This window comes from Desulfosporosinus cupriresistens (genome assembly GCF_001707885.1).
In the GTDB taxonomy this organism is placed as follows: Bacteria; Bacillota; Desulfitobacteriia; order Desulfitobacteriales; family Desulfitobacteriaceae; genus Desulfosporosinus.
The window spans coordinates 1-4040 of record NZ_MASS01000112.1 but is presented as its reverse complement, the minus strand read 5'-3'; the positions used below and the strand labels follow the sequence as shown (position 1 = coordinate 4040).

Here is a 4040-nt window from a genome sequence, read left to right as displayed (position 1 = left end):
TAGGCACTGGAAAAATCCAGTGCCTACGACGCTTGAAATGTATATATCGGAATAACTTTTTTATCGGAATAATCCGAGATAATCCGATATCGGATTATCTCGGATGGATATGAGGTATATCATAAATTAAACTCCGATATAACGGTAGTTGGATGCCTGGCTCATCTACGACGGCGGTTCACAAATTGTATCCAGTCTCTTTCGGAAGAAGAAAAGAAAACAACCGCTTCTTATGAGGGACTTCAGTTCTGTGATACCCTCTTTGATATAGAAGAAAAATTAATAGCATATTCCATTGAAGAACGTCATCAAAAACGTCTTATCTTATTAAAACCGGTAATGGACGCTTTTTTGGCGTGGCTTAAAGAGATGCAACGAAATGCTGTTCCTAAAACTCATTTCTATGATGCGGTAAACTATGGGTTGAACCAGTGGCCGTATTTTGAAAATATCTTTTCAGACGGAAGGCTTGAACTTTCGAACAATTTGGCGGAACGGAGTATTCGTCCTTTTACAATCGGGCGCAAGAACTGGGTCACGATGGAAACGCCTCGGGAGCAACAGCTAGTGCCATGATCTATAGCGTTGTGACGACAGCCAGAAATAATAACCTAAAGCCATATAATTATTTGGTTTATATATTGAAACAGATGCCGAACACGGATTTCATAAACCATCCGGAACTTATTGAAAAATTCGTTCCGTGGTCAAAGGAACTACCAGCAGACTGTTACAAACAAGAAAAAGCCTAATTATTGAATCCAGCCTGAATGGTTGGATTTTATTTTTTGGTTAATGTGCCTACTATTTGACATTTACGTATCAAAGGGGAGGTTGATCTACACGACGGTGATTGTTCCACCGCTTACCTACTACTTTAGAGGGAACCATCGTTGACTATATCGAAACTAAGACCGATGGAGGTTTTGAAATACGGAAGCCAAAGACGGATCATGCCGAAGGCTGTGGTGGGGTTGCGGAAGTTGCGGTGGAAATTGCTAATATGTATGAGAGAGAGCTCGATCGAGGGCCCTCTCCCATCAATTAAAGACCAGAAGTAGTCAAAGAAATTGAAATAATAGCCGTTTGTTTATGGCCTTTGCAATAGCGTCCAATTGTTCTGTGCTAAGTTCAGAAAACGGTGTAGAGATATCAAACAATATTAGTTCGCATGATCTAAATGCCATCTCTAGGTCGTCAAGTTCTTTGAAAGGAATCTGACCTTGGAAAACTTCAATTATACACCCATTGAAAGCCACAGTAGCATAATTGGCAGATGTAGTAATAACATGAAAATGGAGTTTGTAAGGGTGGTCAGTAACAGTCTGAATGCTACGAATTATCATTTGAAACCTCCGGGATAGACAAATTGAGTAATTTATTGGTAATTCGCTGGGATGGGACATATTTCCTGCTAGATATAATAGGATCTGTTTTTCTTGTTATGTATAAATCCTAGGTGAAACTGTGATGCGATTATAATGTATGTTACTTTCCCAGTGGATGAAAAGGTAAAAGCTAGGTTTGATGCAGTATGTAAATCTCTTGAAATAACCTATGAAGAAACGTTTGAGATGGCTTTGATCGAATCAGGGTATGACGTTTGACTAATTTTCTGAGTAACACTTCAGGAAATCAATCAGACTGGAAATGGGATGATAACCAGCGCTGGGCAAACAGAGGATATTTAGTATGCGCAGAGCTAGACCTAGATAATAGTGAACTTATTGGTGAGCTAGGACGCAATTAAAATACGGCGAAAGAATAAGTATGAAGAAATAATAATCCGCCGGACAGCTTTTTAACCTGATATTATTTTGTGCTTTTTACGCTTGAAATACTCTTAGAGAGGTGAAAATTATGACTGAATTATGATTGTGCAATTGACGCGTAAATAGTTACACGAGTATGACTATGTCGTGGATCTTCTTATGTAAAGCATTTGAATTTGATAATTGATAATTAACGGCTAAATTGGTTAAAGCAAACTACTCGATTCTATTGAATGAGAGGAGAAAATTGTGATGCCAATACAAATCAAATGTCCCAGATGCAATAAACGTTTACTAGATATACAGAGGAAATCAACCGGCCAGATAGCGATAAAGTGCACACATTGTAGGCAGATTGCTTATATCGAACTGAATAGTTTCACCTGATTATACCGAGCAAGAGGAGTTTAAAAGTACTACCTAATAGCCGGATAATTGCCAGGAAATTGGCGATTATCCGGCTATTTTTTTGTCAAAAAACGATAGAGGGCAAGAAAAATGGGTTACTTAGTCACGTTACCAAGCGGTACAAAAGTTCCGGTCTCTAAGGAAGTTCATGAGGTATATTACGAGCAGGAGTGGCGAGATGAATATTACAAAAGAATGAAGAAAAAGCTGCACCAATCGTATGAAAACTATCTCAAAGTAACCATCCCGCTGAAGACCAGTTATCTTGGCGTTTTTAGATTCGCCCATCAATAAGGATAGCTGCCTCATTATAAAATTCTATTGGGATGGTTATTTGACGTTTCATTTCTTCGACTGGCCATGCTCGAGGAAGCAGAGTGATTAGAGAAGAAAAGAAGGAAGTAACAAAAAACTTCTTAAAAAAGGTATGGACGTAAAATCAAACAAGAGCGAATCCACATTAAATGCGGGTTCGCTCTTGTTCTCTATTATTAGCTCTTCTCAGGAACTAATAAGTTATTAGAATTCATTAAATCAAGATAATTAAACGAGTTAGTCGTGTTCACTTTTGGAATCCAGATTTCAATTCGATCGTTAATCTCAGAATTGGTTGTGCTAAAGTTTATTTGTAGGTTCAAAGTCCCAACGCCATCAAGCGAGGCAGTTTGATTTCCACTTAGGGTGTTCATCAGTTGAGCAATCTGAGCTACGTTGAACTTAAAATCAATAGTTCCAATTTCTTGAATAATATAACCGTTAGAAATAGCATATTGCAAATCGATACCTTTATCGCCTAACAGGGTCGTCTTGTTCAATTGATCAATAATGTTATTAAATTTTACTAAGAACTGGGGTCTATCAGCCTTGAACTTATCAAATTCCTGGCTAAAATCATTTAAGGAGTTTGTGTTATCCGGAATTTGATTTAATTCAATAACTTGGGTTATGAACTCCTTCACAAAATCCATAGCTTTTTCGTCCTTCACAAAGTTATTAACAGTGTAGCGGATGAAGTCCTTAAATTGAGCGTCATTAAGTTTTAGCTCATAAATTCGTGCCGATCTAGAATCATCCCTTGTTGTCACATGCTGAATTCCCTTGTCCGTCACATCAATACTTGGATTGAAGCGTTGAGAATAACTGTTCAGGAATCTAATGAAGGTATTATGAAAGTCTTTGTTGAAATTCATGAGCTTGGTCATGTCGATACTCCCAGTTGCCGGGCTACTCATATCAGTGGGATTTAGTACCATATATTCCTTACTTGCAAACTGTGGGGGTAGAGCTGCGGTTGCCATGGGTGGAAGTTTGATAATCTCCGTGATTTTTGGAGCACTCCCCGTTAAATCGGATTCGACCCAAAGAGGAATATTCATGGTCATCCCCTCGGTGGCATAATCGACAACCATTTTTGATTTACTAATGGTTTTCTGGGTATTGGATTTTGTTTTAACATCACATTCCAGTTTAGCGTTATTCACAAACATAGCTGTCTGGTTGATCTGTTGTTGTGCATCAGGTTCAAAACCTGTGCCATTCAATTGAAAGGTCATTGTTGTTTTTGAATGTACAGAGTTGACATTTTGCATTTTCATGCCGGCCTTAAATATCTCCTGCTGATTCGGACTACACCCTGTTAAAACTAGGAGTAAAGTTATTGCCAACGCAACCCAGGTTAGTGATTTTTTAGTCCTCTTTATTTTCCTCGCCTCCCCTTCCTTTATAATGAATTAATATCACGGAATCGCAAGGTTTTCAATAATAATATCTTAATAATTGGACAAACAAAGAAATTATAAGAGTAATACTTTTAATAGTTTATTGAATATCCTAATTAATTACAGGATAATTTTAATATAA

At 37.7% G+C, this 4040-nt stretch carries 7 protein-coding genes; 5 read left to right on the top strand and 2 right to left on the bottom strand.

From position 1 onward, the window contains the following. The first annotated feature begins 78 nt into the window (after positions 1-78). The 3 genes from DSBG_RS22185 to DSBG_RS21285 all read left to right on the top strand — a co-directional run bounded on the left by DSBG_RS22185 (position 79) and on the right by DSBG_RS21285 (position 1048). On the top strand, positions 79-576 hold the full coding sequence (locus DSBG_RS22185) for an IS66 family transposase (RefSeq protein WP_083237023.1): 498 nt from the start codon (positions 79-81) through the stop codon (positions 574-576). Further along, positions 573-752, top strand: coding sequence for a transposase domain-containing protein (locus DSBG_RS24375; protein ID WP_068966988.1), 180 nt, complete (start codon positions 573-575; stop codon positions 750-752). The genes DSBG_RS22185 and DSBG_RS24375 overlap by 4 nt, the downstream gene beginning before the upstream one ends. Before the next feature lie 101 nt (positions 753-853). Further along, positions 854-1048: a hypothetical protein gene (locus tag DSBG_RS21285; RefSeq protein WP_068966986.1), complete on the top strand. Its 195-nt coding sequence runs from the start codon at positions 854-856 to the stop codon at positions 1046-1048. 13 nt (positions 1049-1061) lie between these two features. Here the strand turns inward: DSBG_RS21285 and DSBG_RS21280 are convergent, their stop codons facing one another. Further along, positions 1062-1346 carry a hypothetical protein gene (locus tag DSBG_RS21280; protein WP_068966984.1) on the bottom strand — a complete coding sequence of 95 codons (285 nt, stop codon included), beginning with the start codon at positions 1344-1346 and terminating at the stop codon, positions 1062-1064. A 135-nt stretch (positions 1347-1481) separates the two neighbouring features. Here DSBG_RS21280 and DSBG_RS24170 point away from each other — a divergent pair, with 135 nt between their 5' ends. Further along, positions 1482-1607 carry a hypothetical protein gene (locus tag DSBG_RS24170; protein ID WP_282434248.1) on the top strand — a complete coding sequence of 42 codons (126 nt, stop codon included), beginning with the start codon at positions 1482-1484 and terminating at the stop codon, positions 1605-1607. 663 nt (positions 1608-2270) lie between these two features. Further along, complete coding sequence (locus DSBG_RS21275; protein WP_068966982.1) at positions 2271-2474, top strand: hypothetical protein; 204 nt, start codon at positions 2271-2273, stop codon at positions 2472-2474. A gap of 197 nt (positions 2475-2671) precedes the next feature. Here the strand turns inward: DSBG_RS21275 and DSBG_RS21270 are convergent, their stop codons facing one another. Further along, complete coding sequence (locus DSBG_RS21270; RefSeq protein WP_207647276.1) at positions 2672-3733, bottom strand: hypothetical protein; 1062 nt, start codon at positions 3731-3733, stop codon at positions 2672-2674. Positions 3734-4040 lie beyond the last annotated feature (307 nt).

Coding starts and splice junctions, on each gene's coding strand:
- DSBG_RS24375 (WP_068966988.1), top strand. CDS start 573: ATGATCTATAGCGTTGTGACGACAGCCAGAAATAATAACCTAAAGCCA.
- DSBG_RS21280 (WP_068966984.1), bottom strand. CDS start 1,346: ATGATAATTCGTAGCATTCAGACTGTTACTGACCACCCTTACAAACTC.
- DSBG_RS24170 (WP_282434248.1), top strand. CDS start 1,482: ATGTATGTTACTTTCCCAGTGGATGAAAAGGTAAAAGCTAGGTTTGAT.
- DSBG_RS21275 (WP_068966982.1), top strand. CDS start 2,271: ATGGGTTACTTAGTCACGTTACCAAGCGGTACAAAAGTTCCGGTCTCT.
- DSBG_RS21270 (WP_207647276.1), bottom strand. CDS start 3,733: ATGACCTTTCAATTGAATGGCACAGGTTTTGAACCTGATGCACAACAA.